The 20037-nt window shown below is 40.0% G+C and carries 15 protein-coding genes; 6 read left to right on the top strand and 9 right to left on the bottom strand.

What is annotated here, in order from left to right; all coding sequences use genetic code 11:
* Positions 1-88 precede the first annotated feature (88 nt).
* From HCU67_RS08105 to glgB, 5 genes are all read right to left on the bottom strand, one after another.
* Positions 89-6145 carry an Ig-like domain-containing protein gene (locus HCU67_RS08105; protein ID WP_168552143.1) on the bottom strand — a complete coding sequence of 2019 codons (6057 nt, stop codon included), beginning with the start codon at positions 6143-6145 and terminating at the stop codon, positions 89-91.
* A 127-nt stretch (positions 6146-6272) separates the two neighbouring features.
* Positions 6273-7619: an MFS transporter gene (locus HCU67_RS08100; protein WP_168552142.1), complete on the bottom strand. Its 1347-nt coding sequence runs from the start codon at positions 7617-7619 to the stop codon at positions 6273-6275.
* A 62-nt stretch (positions 7620-7681) separates the two neighbouring features.
* Positions 7682-8491, bottom strand: a complete 810-nt coding sequence (locus tag HCU67_RS08095) for a M48 family metallopeptidase (protein ID WP_168552141.1) — start codon at positions 8489-8491, stop codon at positions 7682-7684.
* A 91-nt stretch (positions 8492-8582) separates the two neighbouring features.
* Positions 8583-10982 carry a glycoside hydrolase family 31 protein gene (locus tag HCU67_RS08090; protein WP_168552140.1) on the bottom strand — a complete coding sequence of 800 codons (2400 nt, stop codon included), beginning with the start codon at positions 10980-10982 and terminating at the stop codon, positions 8583-8585.
* 91 nt (positions 10983-11073) lie between these two features.
* Positions 11074-12969 carry a 1,4-alpha-glucan branching protein GlgB gene (gene glgB, locus HCU67_RS08085; protein WP_168552139.1) on the bottom strand — a complete coding sequence of 632 codons (1896 nt, stop codon included), beginning with the start codon at positions 12967-12969 and terminating at the stop codon, positions 11074-11076.
* 133 nt (positions 12970-13102) lie between these two features.
* Here glgB and HCU67_RS08080 point away from each other — a divergent pair, with 133 nt between their 5' ends.
* The 6 genes from HCU67_RS08080 (at position 13103) to HCU67_RS08055 (ending at position 16986) form a co-directional block, all read left to right on the top strand.
* Complete coding sequence (locus HCU67_RS08080; RefSeq protein WP_168552138.1) at positions 13103-13678, top strand: collagen-like protein; 576 nt, start codon at positions 13103-13105, stop codon at positions 13676-13678.
* A 147-nt stretch (positions 13679-13825) separates the two neighbouring features.
* Entirely contained in the window at positions 13826-14269 is a 444-nt protein-coding gene (gene msrB / locus HCU67_RS08075) for a peptide-methionine (R)-S-oxide reductase MsrB (RefSeq protein ID WP_246865742.1), read from the top strand.
* 37 nt (positions 14270-14306) lie between these two features.
* Positions 14307-14714 (top strand): peptide-methionine (R)-S-oxide reductase MsrB, encoded by a 408-nt coding sequence (gene msrB, locus HCU67_RS08070; protein WP_168552136.1) that lies wholly within the window; start codon positions 14307-14309, stop codon positions 14712-14714.
* On the top strand, positions 14711-15244 hold the full coding sequence (locus tag HCU67_RS08065) for a DUF1572 family protein (RefSeq protein ID WP_168552135.1): 534 nt from the start codon (positions 14711-14713) through the stop codon (positions 15242-15244). The genes msrB (HCU67_RS08070) and HCU67_RS08065 overlap by 4 nt, the downstream gene beginning before the upstream one ends.
* Positions 15245-15313: 69 nt before the next feature.
* On the top strand, positions 15314-16705 hold the full coding sequence (gene lpdA, locus HCU67_RS08060) for a dihydrolipoyl dehydrogenase (protein WP_168552134.1): 1392 nt from the start codon (positions 15314-15316) through the stop codon (positions 16703-16705).
* A 5-nt stretch (positions 16706-16710) separates the two neighbouring features.
* The gene (locus HCU67_RS08055; RefSeq protein ID WP_168552133.1) at positions 16711-16986 is read left to right on the top strand and encodes a DUF3817 domain-containing protein; all 276 of its coding nucleotides are present in this window, start codon (positions 16711-16713) and stop codon (positions 16984-16986) included.
* A 4-nt stretch (positions 16987-16990) separates the two neighbouring features.
* Here HCU67_RS08055 and HCU67_RS08050 read toward each other — a convergent pair whose 3' ends face one another.
* The 4 genes from HCU67_RS08050 to HCU67_RS08035 all read right to left on the bottom strand — a co-directional run bounded on the left by HCU67_RS08050 (position 16991) and on the right by HCU67_RS08035 (position 20006).
* The gene (locus HCU67_RS08050) at positions 16991-18220 is read right to left on the bottom strand and encodes a PQQ-dependent sugar dehydrogenase (RefSeq protein WP_168552132.1); all 1230 of its coding nucleotides are present in this window, start codon (positions 18218-18220) and stop codon (positions 16991-16993) included.
* Between the two features lie 75 nt (positions 18221-18295).
* Positions 18296-18709, bottom strand: a complete 414-nt coding sequence (gene aroQ, locus HCU67_RS08045; protein WP_168552131.1) for a type II 3-dehydroquinate dehydratase — start codon at positions 18707-18709, stop codon at positions 18296-18298.
* Positions 18710-18781: 72 nt separating this feature from the next.
* Positions 18782-19381, bottom strand: coding sequence for an outer membrane beta-barrel protein (locus HCU67_RS08040; RefSeq protein WP_168552130.1), 600 nt, complete (start codon positions 19379-19381; stop codon positions 18782-18784).
* Positions 19382-19544: 163 nt separating this feature from the next.
* A complete protein-coding gene (locus HCU67_RS08035) occupies positions 19545-20006 on the bottom strand; it encodes a hypothetical protein (RefSeq protein WP_168552129.1) in 462 nt (153 codons plus the stop codon).
* Positions 20007-20037: the final 31 nt, after the last annotated feature.

Below are 20037 nucleotides of genomic sequence, written 5' to 3'. Positions count from 1 at the left end.
GTAATAAAACCTTACTCCGTTTCGAGTAGATATGATAGTCCAGAAAATCAAAAAATATTGAATTTCTGGACTTTTATCTTTGTGTATTTTATTTAATTATCAGTTGTTTTGAGAACATATCATCGGCTACTTTAACTGTTATAATATAGCTTCCTGATGAAATATTATAAGTATCCACATCTATGATATTAAAACCATTATTTGATTTACCCAATACTTGCTTAATGCGTTTACCACTATAATCCCATAACTCCACTGTAAGTGGTTCACTTTTAAAGGCCACAAAGCTCAATGAAAAAGTGGAATTTGGATTAATTGGATTTGGCGCTACCCTTAAATTCACAATTGATTGGTCTTGTGGTGCAAGTTCCCCTAGTACTATACTAAGCGTTCCAGGTTGTGCATCAACACTTGTAACCGTGCTGTAGGCTTCAAAGCCACCATCAACAGTCCGCGCAGTGATTACCACCACACCCTCGTTCAAAGCTGTCAGCAGTCCATCGGAACTTATTGTTGCAATACCCGGGTCGGTTGTATACCAAATCAAGTCTTTATTATCGGCATTAGAAGGTATCACGGATGCTGTTAGCCCTATTGTTTCCCCAATTGAAATACTTAATAATTCCGGTTCAAGAATTACTCCGGTTACTGCAATACCTTGCCCACCTGAAATTACATTAACGGAACTATAGGCTTCGTAACCACCGTCTAAAGTGCGAGCAGTAAGTACTGAAGTTCCGGCACTCAATGCGGTTATCTCTCCGTTGCCATTAATTGAAACAACAGTATCATTGCTTGTGTACCATATAATTTCTTGGTTATCAGCATTTGCAGGAAAAACTGTAGCCTCTAATGTCCGTGATTCTCCAACAGACAAACTAAAGGATTCAGGCTGTAATGTCACACCTGTAACAGCAACCCCATTGCCACCACTAGGTAACACAGTGACTGTACTGTAGGCTTCGAAGCCACCATCTACCGTTCTGGCCGTAAGAACTGAGGTTCCTTCACCTACTGCTGTTACTTCTCCATTTCCATTAATCAAGGCAACGCTGTCATCACTGGTATACCAAATCAACGATTTGTTATCGGCATCTGAAGGAAGCACATTGGCATCCAATGTTCTCGACTCACCAACTTGCAAACTGAATATTTCAGGTTCTAAAGTAACACCAGTAACAGCAACCCCATTGCCGCCTCCGGGTAATACGGTTAGGGTACTATAGGCCTCAAAGCCACCATCAACAGTTCTGGCCGTAAGAACTGAGGTTCCTTCGGCTACTGCTGTTACTTCCCCATTTCCATTAATCAAGGCAACGCTATCATCACTGGTATACCAAATAATGTCTTTAATGTCCGCATCTGACGGTAATACGACTGCAGTTAGTGTTTGCAAATCTCCAACCGACATACTGAATATCTCAGGTTCTAAAGTAACACCAGTAACGGCTATCCCATTGCCACCACCGGGTAATACAGTTAGGGTACTATAGGCCTCGAAGCCACCATCTACCGTTCTTGCAGTTAGAACCGAAGTACCTTCTGATAGTGCGGTCACCTCACCTATATCACTGATTGATGCAACACTGTCATCGCTCGTATACCAAATAATATCCTTATTATCAGCATTGGCAGGCAATACCTCTGCATTCAATACCTGTGATTCTCCAACGACCAAACTGAAAATCTCCGGATTCAGTAAAACACCGCTAACGCTGATTATAATAGTATTAACCTCAACAGTGGCATTGGCCTGGTAACCTCCATCGTTGGTCGTGACCGTTATGGTCGCTACTCCTGGGGCGATGGCCGTTACGTTTCCTGAGTCATCCACGGTGGCAACGGAATCGTCACTGCTCGACCAGATTACTGATTTATCACTTGCATCCGATGGACCTACCGTTGCCGTAAGGCTTGTGTTCTCCCCTTCGGTCAATACCAAGCTATCCGTGTTCAAGGTGACCCCGCTTACTGGGATGATCAATTCATTGACCTCAACCGTGGCGTTCGCCTGGTAACCTCCATCGTTGGTCGTGACCGTTATGGTCGCTACTCCTGGGGCGATGGCCGTTACGTTTCCTGAGTCATCCACCGTGGCAACGGAATCGTCACTGCTCGACCAGATTACTGATTTATCACTTGCATCCGATGGACCGATCGTTGCCGTAAGGCTTGCGTTCTCCCCTTCGGTCAATACCAAGCTATCCGTGTTCAAGGTGACCCCACTTACTGGGATGATCAATTCATTGACCTCAACCGTGGCATTCGCCTGGTAACCTCTGTCGTTGGTGGTGACCGTTATGGTCGCTACTCCTGGGGCAATGGCCGTTACGTTTCCTGAGTCATCAACCGTGGCAATGGAATCGTCACTGCTCGACCAGATTACTGATTTATCGCTGGCATCCGACGGACCGACCGTTGCGGTAAGGCTTGCGCTCTCCCCTTCGGTCAATACCAAACTGTCCGTATTCAAGGTGACCCCACTTACTGGGATGATCAATTCATTGACCTCAACCGTGGCATTCGCCTGGTAACCTCCGTCGTTGGTGGTGACCGTTATGGTCGCTACTCCTGGGGCAATGGCCGTTACGTTTCCTGAGTCATCAACCGTGGCAACGGAATCGTCACTGCTCGACCAGATTATTGATTTATCGCTGGCATCCGACGGACCGATCGTTGCCGTAAGGCTTGCGTTCTCCCCTTCGGTCAATACCAAGCTATCCGTGTTCAAGGTGACCCCACTTACTGGGATGATCAATTCATTGACCTCAACCGTGGCGTTCGCCTGGTAACCTCCGTCGTTGGTCGTGACCGTTATGGTCGCTACTCCTGGGGCGATGGCCGTTACGTTTCCTGAGTCATCAACCGTGGCAATGGAATCGTCACTGCTCGACCAGATTACTGATTTATCGCTTGCATCCGACGGACCGACCGTTGCCGTAAGGCTTGCGATCTCCCCTTCGGTCAATACCAAGCTGTCCGTGTTCAAGGTGACCCCACTTACTGGGATGATCAATTCGTTGACCTCAACCGTAGTATTCGCCTGGTAACCTCCATCATTGGTCGTGACCGTTATGGTCGCTACTCCTGGGGCGATGGCCGTTACGTTTCCTGAGTCATCCACCGTGGCAACGGAATCGTCACTGCTTGACCAGATTACTGACTTATCACTTGCATCCGACGGACTGACCGTTGCCGTAAGGCTTGTGTTCTCCCCTTCGGTCAATACCAGATTTTCTGGATTTACACTCACATCTGTAACAAAAACATTATTTGCCCAAGGTGAAAGTACGTTTCCTGGAATTATCTCTGCCGGTGTTTGTCCATTACCGTCGGATGGTCTTCTCCAACCTACAGCCAAATTATCACCACCTCCAGATTCTTTCATAAAAGCCTGAATGTAATAGCGCTGCCCTTTGATCAACTGAACTGCATTTGACTTTTGCTCTTGAAACTTATTCCATTGCCTAGATGAAGTCCAACCTGGAACATTTGCAATGGTACTTATGTTGGCAGGATTTTGGTCTGTACTGATGTCTAGCCTTGACTCATCATCGCCTGAAACCCAGAAATAGTAAACCCCCGATTCCGGTGGACATAGAAAACCGCTGACTTTTACCCCATAGTTATCACCTGAATTAACAGCAATCTCAAAACTGTTGATTTGCTGGGTACTACTTGGGTTATCAGGGTAATTCGGAGCATTAAACAAATCATTTAGGGCAATTCCGCCGATATTATTATATCGTTCCAAGAGTATCGTGCCACTTGCGGTACACTCTTGAGGCACCAAATTTGGATCCATTTGGTTTATCCAATCTTCGAGCAATGCAACTGCTGTTTCATCAATTTTGTTCTTTGCCAAAGGTGGCATCATAACCGTTGGGTCTGCAGAATCAGTCCTATGGTATAATATTGAAGCTGCAGCGTTGCCAGGCACCAAAATCTTTTCACCTGGTATTCCTAAAGGAGTATTCGTTCCTGCAACGAGAAGACCCGTTTGATCAAATGAATTGGAAAGTCTCAAATCAAATTGCGCACGTTCTCCAGTTGCACCAGGCCTATGACAGTAGGCGCAGTTTAAATCAAGGTATGATCTTGCTCGTTCATCCAAACTTGCGTTAAAATCATTCAAGGCCTTATAGGTCTGAAAATTTTGGGTGGTTGCATCAGTTATAGGAGCATTCAGAATTCCCAAATGACTTAAGGTAACAAGTTGATTACCCGTTAATCCTGACTTTGAATAGGTATAATCAGAATTTAGATATCTCGTTCGTGTACCTAATGTGCCACCGGTTGCAGGATTATGGCAAGCAATACAGTCTTGTGTCGAAGGATAATCCCAAACTTGAAATTCATTGCTACCATCTGCCTTGGTTATTTGAACATTTTCGCTAAGACCACTATTAAGTAGGGTTGCATCCGTTTGTTGATTGTTCCATTTATAAGTAAGATAATAAAAGGAACCATTACTCGCTTTGACCGAAAAACGCGTTTCCAGCCTTCTGGTTAAAGTAGGATTACGTTCATCAATTGGTAGTTCAAAATGTTTGATTAAAACGGAGCCAACCGGAAACTCCCAATCTCCGTCTTCAGAAAAGGAAATCTGCTCTGCGGGTGTATTGTGTGTTCCATCATTTGGTATAACCATCCATCTTTTCTTTTCGGCCCCATCTGACCAGAATGGTTCAATCAATTCATAAGGCAATACACCTTCGCTAGGTTCTAAAGTTTGTAAATTTTTAAACGCACCCGTCTCGGAAAGCAAATTAGGAAAGCTACCATTAAGCCCTCCTGTTTGTCTTAGCTTGTAAAGTGTAACATTATTTCCTTGACTTAATAAATAGAGTTCACCACTATTGTCTTCGCCAAAAGAAATGATATTTGTGGGGGAAAACTGTGTGATTAATTCATATTCTCCGGTTGCCGTATCCACTGCCCATATTTCCTCCCCTGTTCCATAGTCGGCACAAATATATTTACCATAAAAGTCGGGCATTGCTGAACCTCTATACACATAACCTCCTATAATTGCATTAGCCTGACTTCGCGGAAAAGCAACCAACGGTCCTTCATGCGGCATATTATCAAGCATAGTTGTACACCTACCACTAAATCGATATCCTTCGTACAATGGCCATCCATAATTTTTACCTGGACTAATCACATTTATTTCTTCGTGTGTACCTTCTCCAATTTCTCCAATATAAAAAGTACCGGTAACCCTGTCCATGGTCATTCTATGCGGATTTCTATGACCTACGGTATAATATTCTTCAAATCTGGAACCGTCAGGACTCAAAAATGGATTATCATCTGGAATGTAATAACCAACTCCTGAAATTTCATCGGCAAATCGACCTCCTTGTGGCATTTTACGAATTGGCGGATGACTTTTTGAAGAATCGCTGTTCACATCTATTCGAAGTACCCCTCCGTCAAGATTTGTGGTTGAATTTTGAGGTTTGCTATAAGCGGATTGGTCCCCTGTTGGTATGTACAAAAAACCATCTTGACCAAATGCAATTCCCCCACCACGGTGAGTTGAACTAAACATCCTTTTTTTCATCATAACCAAATCATTACTGGCTATTCTAGTAAAGGTGTTTGGATTCACTTCTATTCGCTTGAGAATCAAAAAGCCTCCCCAATAATCTTCCCTATCACATCCAAAACCGCTAACAAAAGCATTGGGGTAATCCCTACCTTGGCCGTCTTTAGTAGTGTAGTATAAATAGAAATAGTTTTTTCCAGTATTTCCAAATTCAGGATGAATCGCCAAACCGAGAAAACCACCATCCCAAACCACCCCAACTTCATTGGACAAATCAGCGACCAAATTCTTGGTTGGCACATCATCCCTATTGTCAAACCAGTAAATTTTACCGTCTCTCTGTCCCACGACCAAAACGTTAGAATCGGGTACTGGAGTAAAAGTTAGTGGTGAATCAAATGTCAAATTTGGAAAGGCCTCGACATACGGATCACCTTCAGGTGAAATATCCGGGAAATTCCCATTTAAAAAATTCCCAATCGGTTCAGGAGAAGTTAAACCTGGTGGTGAAAAAAGATTTAAATTAGTAAATGAGTAAATGATTGAGATTAACAAAATGGCAATCCCAATTGAGGTGTAGTGTTTTTTCATATTATCGGTCGGCTTAAGCTAAGTGCAAAAGAACTAATTCTTAAGCTAGAAGACCTCACAATTCGTTAAACTAGCCTAGAAATTCGACAAGAAGATTAAAGGACCGAAACCCTTCGTTTTCAGGGTTTTAGTTGGGCGAATCGCTATTAAGCTTTTCTTCCTTGAATACCCGTATCAATAAAATGGCACCAACTATAAAAAACAGTGCAAAAGCGAGTGCGGAATTTCTCATTCCATCAGTTTCTTCGCTGATATAAGCAAAAGCCAATAACCCAATTATAATCCCAATTTTTTCAGATACATCATAGAAACTAAAAAATGAAGTTGTATCGGTTGTTTCAGGAATGAATTTAGAATAGGTCGATCTTGAAATTGCTTGTATGCCGCCCATAACAAGGCCAACCAATCCTGCTCCAATATAAAAATCGGTAGGAGTTACCATAGTGTAAGCGTAAATGCAAAGTGCAAACCAAATAATATTTACAATTATCAATGTTTTTATGTTACCGATTCTTTTTGCCATAAAAGCCATCGCATAAGCACCAATGATGGCTACAAGTTGAATTAACAATATACTGGTAATAAGGCCAATTTGTCTATTCTCTGCAGAGCCCCATTGAATCTCTTCTTCACCAAAATAAGCAGCAATAAGCATAATGGTTTGAACAGCCATGCTATAAACAAAAAATGCCCTAAGGTATTTTTTCAATTTCGGGTGATTCTGAAGTTGGTGCCAAACCGATTTTATTTCCAAAAAGCCATTTAGAATTATATTTCGCCTTTCACCTTCTTTCTTGTATCCTTTAGGCAAATGATAAAATGTATATTGACTAAAAACTATCCACCAAACACCAACGGTTACAAATGAAATTTTCATGGCCTGAACTGCTGCCGGAACGGTTTCCGTATCAACCAATCCGAAAAGTTCGGGCTTCATGACCATGATTAAATTGAAAATCAATAGGAGTACACTACCCACATAACCAAGTGAAAAGCCTTTAGCACTTAATTTATCTTGCTGTTCGGGATAGGCAATGTCCGGAAGGTATGAATTGTACAGGGCAAAACTGACCCAAGAACCTATTAGACCAAACATATAGCAAATAAGGCTTAAATAAATTTGGTCCAACGAAAACCAGTAGAGACCAATACAGCCAAAAGCTCCGAGATAGGTGAAAAACTTCAAGAATATCCTTTTATTCCCAATGTAATCGGCAATACCGGAAATTAAAGGAGTAATTAGGGCAATTATCACGAAAGATACAGACGACACATACCCAATCAAAGGTGCCCTTTCAATATGATGACCAAAAACCTCAACGGTTTCAACCTCAGCCATTCTGAACAATGCCCCATAATAAATGGGAAATACAGCACTTGAAATTGTTAGGTTATAAACTGAAGTTGCCCAGTCATAAAAGGCCCAAGCATTCAGCAATTTTTTGTTTCCTTTCAGAAAAAAGACATTGGTCATGTTCCAAAAGTAGAAAAGCTGCGTTAATACGCAGCTTTTACTTTATAAAATTGCTCAAATAGTTATCGAAATGTCGTAACTCCGAATTTAGCAGCTTCCTGTTTTGCCAAAGGTGCCCATGTGGTCAAGTTATTGATACGAGTATCATTTGAAGGATGGGTACTTAAAAACTCTGGTGGAGCCTGTGAACCACTTTTGGCCTTCATTCGTCTCCATAGCTCTGCAGCTTCATCAGGATTGTAACCGGCAATGGCCATAATTTGCAAACCAATTCTGTCGGCTTCAGTCTCATGACTTCTACTAAAGGGCAACATTACCCCAACTGTAGAAACAACTCCATAGGCTTGGTTAAAGGCATTCAATTTTTGTGGATCTTTAATTGCGACATTTCCCGCTATTGCTCCTATTTGTTGTGCCATACCTGCACTCATGCGCTGTGCTCCATGATCAGCAAGTGCGTGCGCAACTTCGTGTCCCATAACAACAGCAACACCGGTTTCTGTCTGGCAAATAGGCAAAATTCCAGTATAAAAGACAATCTTACCTCCCGGCATACACCATGCATTTACTGTTTCGTCTTGCACCAATTTGTATTCCCAAGCATAGTCTTTTAAATAACCTGGGTATCCGTTCGCATCCAACCAACGTTCCGCAGCTGAGGCAATACGTTGCCCAACATTCGTGATCATTTGTGCCTCCGAGGTTCCGTTGACAACTTTATTTTCGTTCAAAAATTGGTCATATTCAGCAAATGCCATCGGAAAAAGTTGGCTATTGGGAAACATGTTAAATGTACTTTTTCCAGTAAATGGGTTGGTTTTACAGGCCACGACCGAAAGGAATATGGTCAGTGTTAATAGTATCCTTTTCATTTTATAAAGTGTTAGTTAAGTGTAATTTACAAAATTGGACATAGACTTTAGCTATGCTAATTCGACACAGCAAATAAGAAATAGTCACAATTTAAATACCCACGAGGTGAATTTCGGTAAAATCCTTGCTAATCTCAATTGAGTTATCCCCGTAGTAGTTAACAGTTTCATAATTTACTTTTTCATTGTCCAATTCAATGATTCCAATCTTGAAAGGTAATCCGTGAAAACGCATTTTAATCGTTTTGTATGAAGTAATAAAAGAACCGTCTTTGTACTGTTGAATAATCAACTCATTGCTTTTGCCTTTCAATCTAAATTTTCTAAGACTAAAACGACCTTTTTTGTAGTCATAACCATCCATCTGATCTTCATAAACCATCGAGACTTCAGTGCCTTCTTTAAAATAAACGTCAACAACCAAGGTCTCTATTTCTTTTTCCCCAACATATTGTTGAACCGGATATTTTGGGATAATTGCGCCCTCTTTGATGAATAGTGGGATTTTATCTAAATCTGCCTCAACAAACTTTTCTACACCACCCTCAACAAGTTCCTCTGTGAAGAAATTGTACCATTTACCTTTAGGCAGATACATTCTTCTACCTTTCGCATTTGGTTCTTGTACAGGACAAACCAAAATTTGATCTCCGAACAAAAATTCGTCTGTTCTAAAATGCGTTTGAGTGTCTTCTTGATCATAATAGACCAAAGACTTTATCATGGGAACCCCTTCTTTAACATACCGATAAAAAGCAGTGTATAGATAGGGCAACAACTCGTATCTGAGTTCAATATATTTTCTTACGATATCGGTAATTTCCTCGCCGAAAGACCATGGTTCTTGATCACCGTGGTCACCACTAGAATGAACACGACAAAAAGGATGAAATACACCTAACTGCACCCATCGCGCAAAAAGTTCTCCATTAGGTTGCTCAGCAAAACCACCGATGTCACAGCCCACAAATGAATAGCCACTCATACTCATACGCTGCATTTGAACATTTGAAATCCAAAGGTGCTCCCATGTAGCCACGTTATCACCGGTCCAAGTTGCGCAGTACCGTTGCGTACCTGAATATGCCGCACGAGTTAATACGAATGGCCGTTTTGGGAAGGTGAATTTTTTTAATCCGTCGAATGTTGCACGAACCATTTGCATTCCATAAATATTATGTGCCTTTCTATGGCTACACGGATGGCCATCGTAGTCATGCCTTACATCAAGATTTGCCGTTTTCGTCGGAACTTCCATCACGGCAGGTTCGTTCATATCGTTCCAAACACCATGTACCCCGATATCTGCTATCATTTCCTTGTAGAGGCCAGACCACCATTCGCGTACTTCTGGATTGGTAAAATCCGGGAATTTACAATCACCAGGCCAAACCTTACCCTTAAAATGTGGCCCATCAGCACGTTTACAGAAAAAATCATTATCCATCGCCTGTTGATAGACCCAATAATCCCGGTCAATTTTTATACCAGGATCAATCATTGTTACGGTTTTAAATCCTTCCTTGTAAAGTTCATCAACCATTTTCTTAGGATTGGGAAATCTTCGATTATCCCAAGTAAAACAACGGAATCCCTGCATATAATCAATGTCCAAATAAATAGCATCACAGGGTATTTGGAGTTTTCTAAAAGTTGAGGCAATTTTTTTTACCTGTTTCTCGGGGTAATAACTCCACTTCGACTGATGAAAACCTAAAGCCCACAAGGGTGGTAATTCAGGAACTCCTGTTAAATCGGTGTAAGCTTCAACAACTTGTTCAATCTTGGGCCCATAGAAAAAGTAATAGTTCATTTCCCCACCATCGGCCCAAAAACTGGTTGTATTTCTACGTTCATGGGCAAAATCAAAATAACTTCCGAAAGAGTTATCAAAAAAGATTCCGTAGGCAACTTCATTATGAAGGCCCACATAGAAGGGGATTGTTTTATACAACGGTTCTTGATCCTTACCGTAAGCATAGGAATCGGTAACCCAATTACTAACTTTTTTACCTTTCAGGTTGATGTGGGATGCTTTATCACCCATTCCGTAAAAATTCTCCCCTGTTTGAGTGATTTTACTCATTTTTACGGTATTTCCGCCGAAATCATAATTTTCTTCCCAATGAAAACCTACCTCGTCTTCATTTATTATCAAACCTTTAAGATCTTCAATGGTGACCTTCAGGCTTTCCTTATCAATAAATACCTTGATTTTAGAAGTCGTTATGGTGAAATAGGGTATTTCTTCTTTAAATTCCAAAAGATTGTAGCCCAAACTAACATCATCATCGATGGCATAGGAGAAATCGTCTTCAAAAACGAATTCGGTAGCATATCTAAAGCGCATTGCGCTATCTCTCAGAATAGTGACTTCTAATATTACCCCGTTATTCGTTGTAAAATAAAATTTGTCACCCTCTTCCTTAAACTCTACAATTCTATTGGGAAACTGATTTCCAGTTTTTTTTATATCTGTGTTGGTAATCATCTAGTATGATATTTCTTTTAGATTAAATTTTGGAATCTATGGCCAAACCATCTAAACCCTGTTTGTAAAAGATTATTGTAGTCGTCTTTTTTTACTTGTAAACAACAACCCCAAGAGGTGGTAGGTCAAAAACCGCAGAATGTTCCCGACCATGTGAACTTACTTTTTCAACAGTTACCTTTGATTTACCTACTCCACTACCTCCAAATTTTGAATCATCACTATTAAAGACAAGTTTCAAATCTGATTTTTTATGAACCCCGACCCTATAGTTTTCTCGAGTAACCGGAGTAAAATTACAGGCAACTATTAAATCATTTTTCGATTTATGTCCTTTTCTTACGTACGTAAGAACTGAATTTGTATGGTCATTCCACTCAATCCACTCAAACCCCTCTGGACTAAACTGTTTTTCAAATAAAGCTGGTTGTTCTTTATATAATTTATTTAAATGTTGAACGGTTTTCTGTATTCCTTTATGAAAGTCGTAGTCGAGTAAATGCCAGTCCAAACTTTCCTGAAAATTCCATTCAGAGGTCTGCCCAAATTCCCCTCCCATAAAAATTAGATTTGCACCAGGATGGGTAAACATATACCCGAATAACAAGCGGAGATTAGCAAAGCGTTGCCATTCATCACCAGGCATTCTATAAATCAAAGAATTTTTTCCGTAAACCACTTCATCGTGTGAAAATGGCAACATAAAATTTTCAGTAAAGGCATAGGTCAAGCTAAAGGTGATATCGCCTTGATGATGACTGCGGTACACGGGTTCTTTTTTAAAGTATTCCAATGTATCGTGCATCCATCCCATCATCCACTTCATGCCAAATCCTAATCCACCCAGATTCACAGGTTTTGAAACTCCTTTAAAAGCAGTTGATTCTTCTGCAATCGTTTGCACCCCTTTAAAACTGGCGTACACTTCTGTATTCAATTCACGTATGAAGGACAGGGCTTCAAGATTCTCATTATTCCCATACATATTGGGTTCCCACTCGCCATCTTCACGAGAGTAATCCAAATATAACATTGAAGCCACAGCGTCAACCCTTAGGCCATCGACATGATACTGTTCCAACCAAAAAAGGGCGTTACTTATTAAGAAAGCTCGAACCTCATTTCTTCCATAGTTGAAAATCAAACTTTTCCAATCTGGGTGATAACCCCTTCTTCTATCTGGATGTTCGTATAGATGGGAACCATCAAAAAAACCAAGGCCATGGGCGTCTTCGGGGAAGTGTGAAGGTACCCAATCTAAAATTACCCCTACTCCTGCCTCGTGAAATTTATCTACGAGTAATTTAAAATCCTCGGGGGTTCCAAAACGCGAAGTCGGGGCAAAATATCCTGTAAGTTGATAACCCCAAGAAGGATCATATGGGTATTCCATAATTGGCATGAATTCTACATGTGTAAAACCCATTTTCTTAACATACTTCACCAATTCTTTAGAAGCCTCGACATATGAAAGCCCTTCCCAACCGTTTTTACGCTTCCAAGAACCCAAATGAACCTCATAAACTGAGTACGGCTTATCTAAGTTATTATGGGCTTCACGAGTGTTCATCCATTCGTCGTCCTTCCATTCATATGGGGCATCCCAAACAATTGAGGCCGTTTTTGGTGGCTGTTCTGAATAGCGGGCAAATGGATCTGCCTTTTCGGTTTTTATATCATTATTATGTGAGGTTATTTTATACTTGTAGTGCTCTCCTTTTCCTATACCGGCAATAAATCCTTCCCAAATACCACTAGAATCCCAGCGGACGTTCAATTGATGTTCACCTTCCTTCCAAAAGTTAAAATCACCTATTACAGAAACGGCTTTGGCTGAAGGTGCCCATACCGCAAAATATACGCCTTTTTGGCCATCGACTTCAATAACATGCGAACCCAGTTTCTGATATAAACGGTAGTGTTTTCCTCCTTTGAACAAGTCAATATCAAATTCTGTGAACAAGCTGTGAGGAATAACTTTTGCCATGGTGATGATTTAGTTATTCGCAAGATAACCATCTTTAAAACAACCAAAAGCAACAGTTCAGTTTTTTGAATTCATTTTTTTTGGAACGCTTTTTGTTTACTATAATGCAATCAATTCATACAAATAGAAAATCATGCAAAAATTAAAATTACTTTTAGGAAGTTTGGTCGCCTTGGCCGTTATTTCATGTGAAGGTCCTGCGGGCCCTCCAGGTCCTCCTGGCTTTGATGGACTTGACGGTCTCAATGGTATAGATGGAGCAGATGGCATTAATATTTTGGGACAAGTATTGGAGATTCAAGGAACTTTCGACGCGAATAATAACTATTCGATTTTTTATGAATTTCCGAGTACTGTGGAGGTATTTGAATCAGACGCAGTCTTTGTTTACCTGTTATGGGAACAAGTAGATGACCCAAATGGTGGAGATCCGATTGATGTATGGCGTCTTTTACCACAGACTAGGATACTAGACCAAGGTCTCTTGCAGTACAATTTTGACCACACATTTTTAGACGTTAGCATATTTCTAGAATCGGATTTTGATTTAGCCACTTTGTTACCTGCTGATACGGATGATCAAGTATTTAGAATTGTAATAGTCCCAACCGAATTCTCTGAAGACCCTAACTTTGACCCTACCAATTTGAATGCTGTAATGGATGAAATAAATATGGGTGAAGACGATATTCAAAGAATTGGATTTTAGTCATTATTAAAATATAATTAAGAGGCCCGTTTCAAAATTGAAACGGGTTTTTTTATTGAAAGGATTATCACGATTTTACGTCGAATTAAAAAAAGAATTATGCCAAGATATTTTCTGTTAGTTATAGTTTTGGTTTTTGTAGGTTGCATGAATACTGTGCAAAATAAGACTGTTTCAAAAGCGGAAACAAAAACCTTTCCGGTTAGTAAGACCGATGCAGAATGGAGGTCTGAATTAAACGATATGGAATATTACATATTACGAAAGGCCGGAACAGAATATTCTTTTACCAGTGATTTACTGGAAAACAATGAAAAAGGAACCTATGTGTGTGCTGGTTGTGGTACTAAACTGTTCAGAAGTGAGACCAAGTTCAAATCTGGAACAGGTTGGCCAAGTTTTTATCAAGAAATTGAAGGTAATGTTGAATTCGATGTGGACTACAAAATTGGATACCCTAGAACCGAAGAACATTGTGCAAACTGTGGTGGTCACCTAGGACATGTATTTGAAGATGGTCCTAAACCTACCGGAAAAAGACATTGTATTAACGGAGCTGCCTTGGATTTTATACCGGATAGCAGCTATTAATATTTTTACAGTTAGTTTTAAGTAAAAATTAAACGCATTGAAAAAGTATTCTATCGAAAAATCTGAAAAGGAGTGGAAAGATCAGCTAACAACAGATGAGTTTCTAATCCTTCGCAAAAAAGCAACTGAAAGGCCCTTCACAGGGGAATATAATCTTCACTTTGAAAAAGGAAATTATCATTGTAAAGCTTGTAATGCCATACTATTCGAAAGTGGAAACAAATTCGAAAGTGGCTGTGGTTGGCCCTCATTTGACCAAGCAGTTGAAGGAGCAATTGAATATGTTAGAGACACCTCGCATGGTATGATCCGAACAGAAACCTTATGTGCCAATTGTGGCAGTCACCTAGGTCACGTTTTCAATGATGGCCCAAAAGAAACAACAGGTCAACGTTATTGTATAAACTCATTGAGTATTGGGTTTGATCCGGAAAAAGAACAATGAATTTTGTCGAAAACTATTTGTTAAACGTAAGATTCGAGTTTGAGCGATATAAGGAATACGGAGACAAAACCTTTATTCAATTAAATCAAAAACAACTTCATTGGCAATCTTCGCATAACGATAATAGTATTGCACTCATTGTCAAGCATATGGTTGGAAATATGCTCAGCCGATGGACCAATTTTTTAACCGAGGATGGCGAAAAGCAATGGCGCAATCGCGATGCAGAATTCGATGCTGCTCCAAAAACAAAGGCAGAAATTTTAAACTTATGGGAAGAAGGCTGGAATTGCCTGTTCAAGGCATTGGACCAACTAAATCAAAACAATTTCGACTCCATTATCAAAATTCGAGGACAAAAACATACTGTAATTGAAGCAATAAACCGTCAATTAGCACATTATTCCAGTCACGTCGGACAAATCGTTTTATTGGGTAAACTACAAAAAGGAGAGCATTGGAATTCGCTAACAATTAACAAAGGAGAATCCAAACAATTCAATAGCGAAATGTTTGGTAAAAACTCCTAGCTCTTCCTTAAATTTGCAGCTGTTTCTTTATTAGAAACAATCATCATCTAAAACTAAAAACAAATTTGCATGAGTCATTTTGATGTCATTGTACTAGGAAGCGGACCAGGAGGCTACGTAACCGCCATTAGAGCTTCACAATTAGGATTTAAAACTGCAATAGTTGAAAAAGAAAGCCTAGGTGGAGTTTGTTTGAATTGGGGGTGTATTCCAACCAAAGCACTGTTGAAATCAGCACAGGTTTTTGAATACCTTAAACACGCAGAAGACTATGGCCTTAAGGCAAACGATGTAGAACATGATTTTGACGCTGTCGTTAAACGTAGTCGAGGCGTAGCCGATGGCATGAGCAAAGGTGTTCAGTTCTTGATGAAAAAAAACAAAATTGAAGTTTTATCAGGCTACGGTAAAGTTCAACCTGGCAAAAAAGTAATTGTCAAAGGGGAACATGGTGACCCAGCTGAATATACTGCTGACCATATAATAGTAGCGACTGGGGCTAGAAGTCGAGAATTGCCAAGTTTACCGCAAGATGGCAAAAAAGTAATTGGTTACCGTGAAGCGATGACCTTGAGTGAGCAACCAAAGAAGTTAATTGTAGTTGGGAGTGGTGCTATCGGAATAGAATTTGCTTATTTCTATAATGCTATGGGCACTGAAGTAACCGTGGTCGAATATTTACCAAGAATTGTTCCCGTAGAAGATGAAGATGTTTCAAAACAACTGGAACGAAGTTTTAAAAAATCAGGGATAAAAATCAAAACTTCAGCTGAGGTAACACATGTTGACACATCTAGTGAAGGGGTCAGGGCAACGGTAAAAACCTCAAAAGGCGAAGAAGTTCTAGAGGCCGATGTGGTTTTATCTGCTGTGGGTATTAAAACCAATATCGAAAATATAGGCCTTGAAGATGTAGGAATAGCAACAGATAGGGATAAAATTCTGGTAAACGATTACTATCAAACGAATATACCTGGTTATTATGCCATTGGTGACGTAACCGCCGGGCCAGCTTTAGCGCACGTTGCTTCTGCAGAGGGCATATTGTGTGTAGAAAAAATAAAGGGAATGCATGTTGAACCATTGGACTATGGTAATATTCCAGGCTGTACCTATTGTATGCCAGAAGTTGCTTCGGTCGGTCTTACTGAAAAACAGGCCTTGGAAAAAGGATACGAAATCAAAGTAGGCAAATTTCCTTTTTCAGCAAGCGGAAAAGCCAAAGCCGGGGGTAATGCCGACGGCTTTGTTAAAGTAATCTTTGATGCAAAGTATGGAGAATGGTTGGGTTGCCATATGATTGGTGTTGGAGTGACTGATATGATAGCCGAAGCTGTTGTAGCACGAAAACTTGAAACTACCGGGCATGAAGTTTTAAAAGCAGTTCATCCGCATCCAACAATGAGCGAAGCGGTAATGGAAGCTGTCGCAGATGCTTATGATGAGGTAATTCATTTGTAAGGAATATGCTGAAGGCTTTTAGAATAACAGCAATATTAGAAGGAATCTCTTACCTATTGCTTTTTGGGCTAACCATGCCATTGAAATATTGGGCAGACATCGGACAACCCAATAAATGGGTAGGCTACGCCCACGGCAGCTTGTTTATTGTGTACTTTTTGTTATTGACTGTTTTGGTGTTCGAAAAAAAATGGGGAATAAAGCGCTTTCTGATTTTTGCATTGGCTTCTTTACTCCCCTTTGGAACCTTTTATGCCGATAAAAAAAATTTCAGCAAATAATTTTTTATTGAATTGGGGTTTCTACAAACTTGTAGATTCCACCCACCAAATCACATACGTAAAGTTCTTTATTCGAATCGACGCCGAAAGCTGAAACACTCAAACGTGATCCTGTAACAAGTTGGTTGGTACTACCATCTGTTTCCAAGGCCCAAATTCGCCCACTTACGTAATCGCCGTAAATATATTTTCCCTTTAAAGAACTTATTTCATCACCTCGGTACACCGTTCCTCCCGTGACCGAGCGATCGCCATTATCATGTCCATATTCATAAATTGGAGGTGTGAGACCTGAGTCATTGCAATCTCCTGAAAAACATGATGTACCCTCAAAAAGCTTCCAACCATAATTTCCCCCAGAAACAATAACATCTATTTCCTCTCTTGCTCCCTGACCTACATCGGCAGCCCAAAGACTACCTGATTCAGAATCAAAACTCATTCGCCAAGGGTTTCGTAAACCATAAGCGTAGATTTCACCACGAACTCCATTTTCACCAACAAAAGGATTGCTTAGAGGGATAGCATAGTTCAATCCATTTTCTGTATTATCCACATCAATACGCAAGATATTACCTAATAAATTACTTCTTGTTTGAGAATTATTGTCAGTATCACCTGCACCGCCACCATCACCTGAGGAAATATATAAATATCCATCAGGTCCAAACGCCAATTGCCCTCCGTTGTGGTTTGTATCCGGTTGCGAAATCTGAATAATCAAAACTTCACTACCTGGGTCAACCGCGTTGGCATTGGATTGTGAAACGGTAAACCTTGAAATATTGGAAACACCGGTTGAGGGGTTGTAACAAACATATACATAACCATTTGAAGCGTAATCTGGGTGGAACGCAAAGCCAATCAAACCTTGTTCACTTGTAGTAGAAAGGTTGCCACTTAAATCTAAATAGGTGTCTGCTGAAGTAACATTAGGATCATTTTCAAAAACTCGAATTCGACCCGTTTTCTCTGCAACAAAAATTCGGTCAGTACCATCATTCGGTGACTGTAAATCTAAAGGCTGGGTAAAAGCTAAATTCTCAAATGCATTTACAACCGATACCGTTACTGTTTCATTAAGAATACCATCATCCACACCATCATCACCATCGTCATTTGAGTCGTCTTGTTGACTGTCTTGCCCATCATCTCCTATTGGCTCAATGGTATCTGAATTACATGCAAAAAATAGAGCCAGTAAGGCTATAAAAGTTAATCTGTATAGTTTCATCGTAATTGGGGATTATATATTTCAATAAAATACGGATGAAAACAGTCTATTGGATGTATAGTTTTCTTAACTAAATCACAAAAAGCTTTGAATCGCCAAGTCGTAACTCTGCAGACCAAAACCTAAAATGACCCCTTTTGCAACTGGCGATATGTATGATTGGTGCCTGAATTCTTCCCTAGAGAAGGTATTTGAAATATGAACTTCTATAACTGGGGTTGTTATAGCCTTAATTGCATCACCAATGCCCACCGAAGTATGGGTGTACGCTGCAGCATTTAAAATAATACCATCATAATCAAAACCTACTTGTTGAATTTTATCAATCAACTCACCTTCAATGTTCGATTGAAAATAATCTATTTGTAGGGAATCAAATCTATTTTGAATTTCATCAAAGTAGTCTTCAAATGTTTTGCTACCATAAACCTCAGGCTCACGTTTTCCTAAAAGGTTCAAATTCGGACCGTTAATGATAATTAACTTCATTTATCAAAAGTATAGATATTTAAATGCATAAAAAAAGAGAGTAAAACTCCCTTTTTCAATCTCATCATTTGGTTAAAAGAAATAGGCTATTCCGACATTCAGGGTGGCGCCTCTAATATCCAATGAATTACCTAATGGACCTGAATACCTGTCTGAAAGCTCAAGGGCATATCTTGCCTGCACGGATAACTTATCCGTAATATCTAAACCAGCTCCAAATCCGATATCGACACCGAAAGTGTTCAGCACATCGTCAATATTACCATTTGTTCCCAAGACCCCTTCAATATCTTGAATGGCATTTTTAATATCATCAAGGTTTGATGAAAATGTTAATTGTGGACCAAGTTGAACATTTAGTTTGTTAGCTATAAGGTAGTACTTCGCCATTATAGGGAAGTAAACAAAAGATAAATCTCCGGCGCTACCATAAGTTAGTTCTGGTTGAACATGAAAGGATTCAGCAACCTCTATATCAGAAATCAATCCAATATAAAAACCTGTTTCATTAACAGCGTCGATTGAGGCCAATTCTACTATCGACCCTAGTGAAAGGTCAATATTAGCGTCTGAATTTAATAATCCGCCGGTAACTCCAAATTTGATAGGACTTTGAGCTGTAAGACCGTTAGCAATCAGACAAAAGCCAATTAAAAAAAATAGTTTTTTCATAAGAATAGTGTTTCAATAGGATTTTAAAAATATTTAATTTTTTGAAAATCAATCTATAAGCGGGTTACAAGAAGCATGCCGTAGTTTCCTTATGTTCGGCAACAACTCAAAAAAAAACGGCAACTTAATGTTGCCGTCATTAATAAATCTTAGTGATCATAATCTAATTAAAGACATACCTACCGCCGAATCCAAAAGCGCCGGCTTCAAAGGTGTTACCAGCATCTCCATCCAATGCAAGCGCCGGCCTCCAATCGAAGGCAAGTGCTATTGGAGCACCAGGTATTTTGAAATCAAGACCCAAGGAACCTCGAAGTGCAAATAAGGAATCACCACTACCTGAGAACAAAGTAGCACCACCTCCAGCAAACCACTGTAATCCATTAGCGCCATCAAATTCATCATGAAATTGGTACAAAGCTGTTATGGCCGTCACCCCTGTTTCAAAAGTGACCTCTGCCTGTCCTGCATGATTCTCAGAGAAAAAGTGTTTAACAGACGGGCCAACAAAAGTAGCTCCGTTACCTGAATCAATTCCTAAACCAAGAGCTGTTGAATAAACTTGGCTTTGCATTGAGATTGCAAAAAATAAGACAAGAGCACTTGTCAAAATTAGTTTTTTCATCATTTAAGTGTTTTATAGTTCTAATGCTAAA

It is taken from the genome of Croceivirga thetidis, from assembly GCF_012272815.1.
GTDB lineage: Bacteria > Bacteroidota > Bacteroidia > Flavobacteriales > Flavobacteriaceae > Croceivirga > Croceivirga thetidis.
This window is presented reverse-complemented; position numbering and strand designations above follow the sequence as displayed.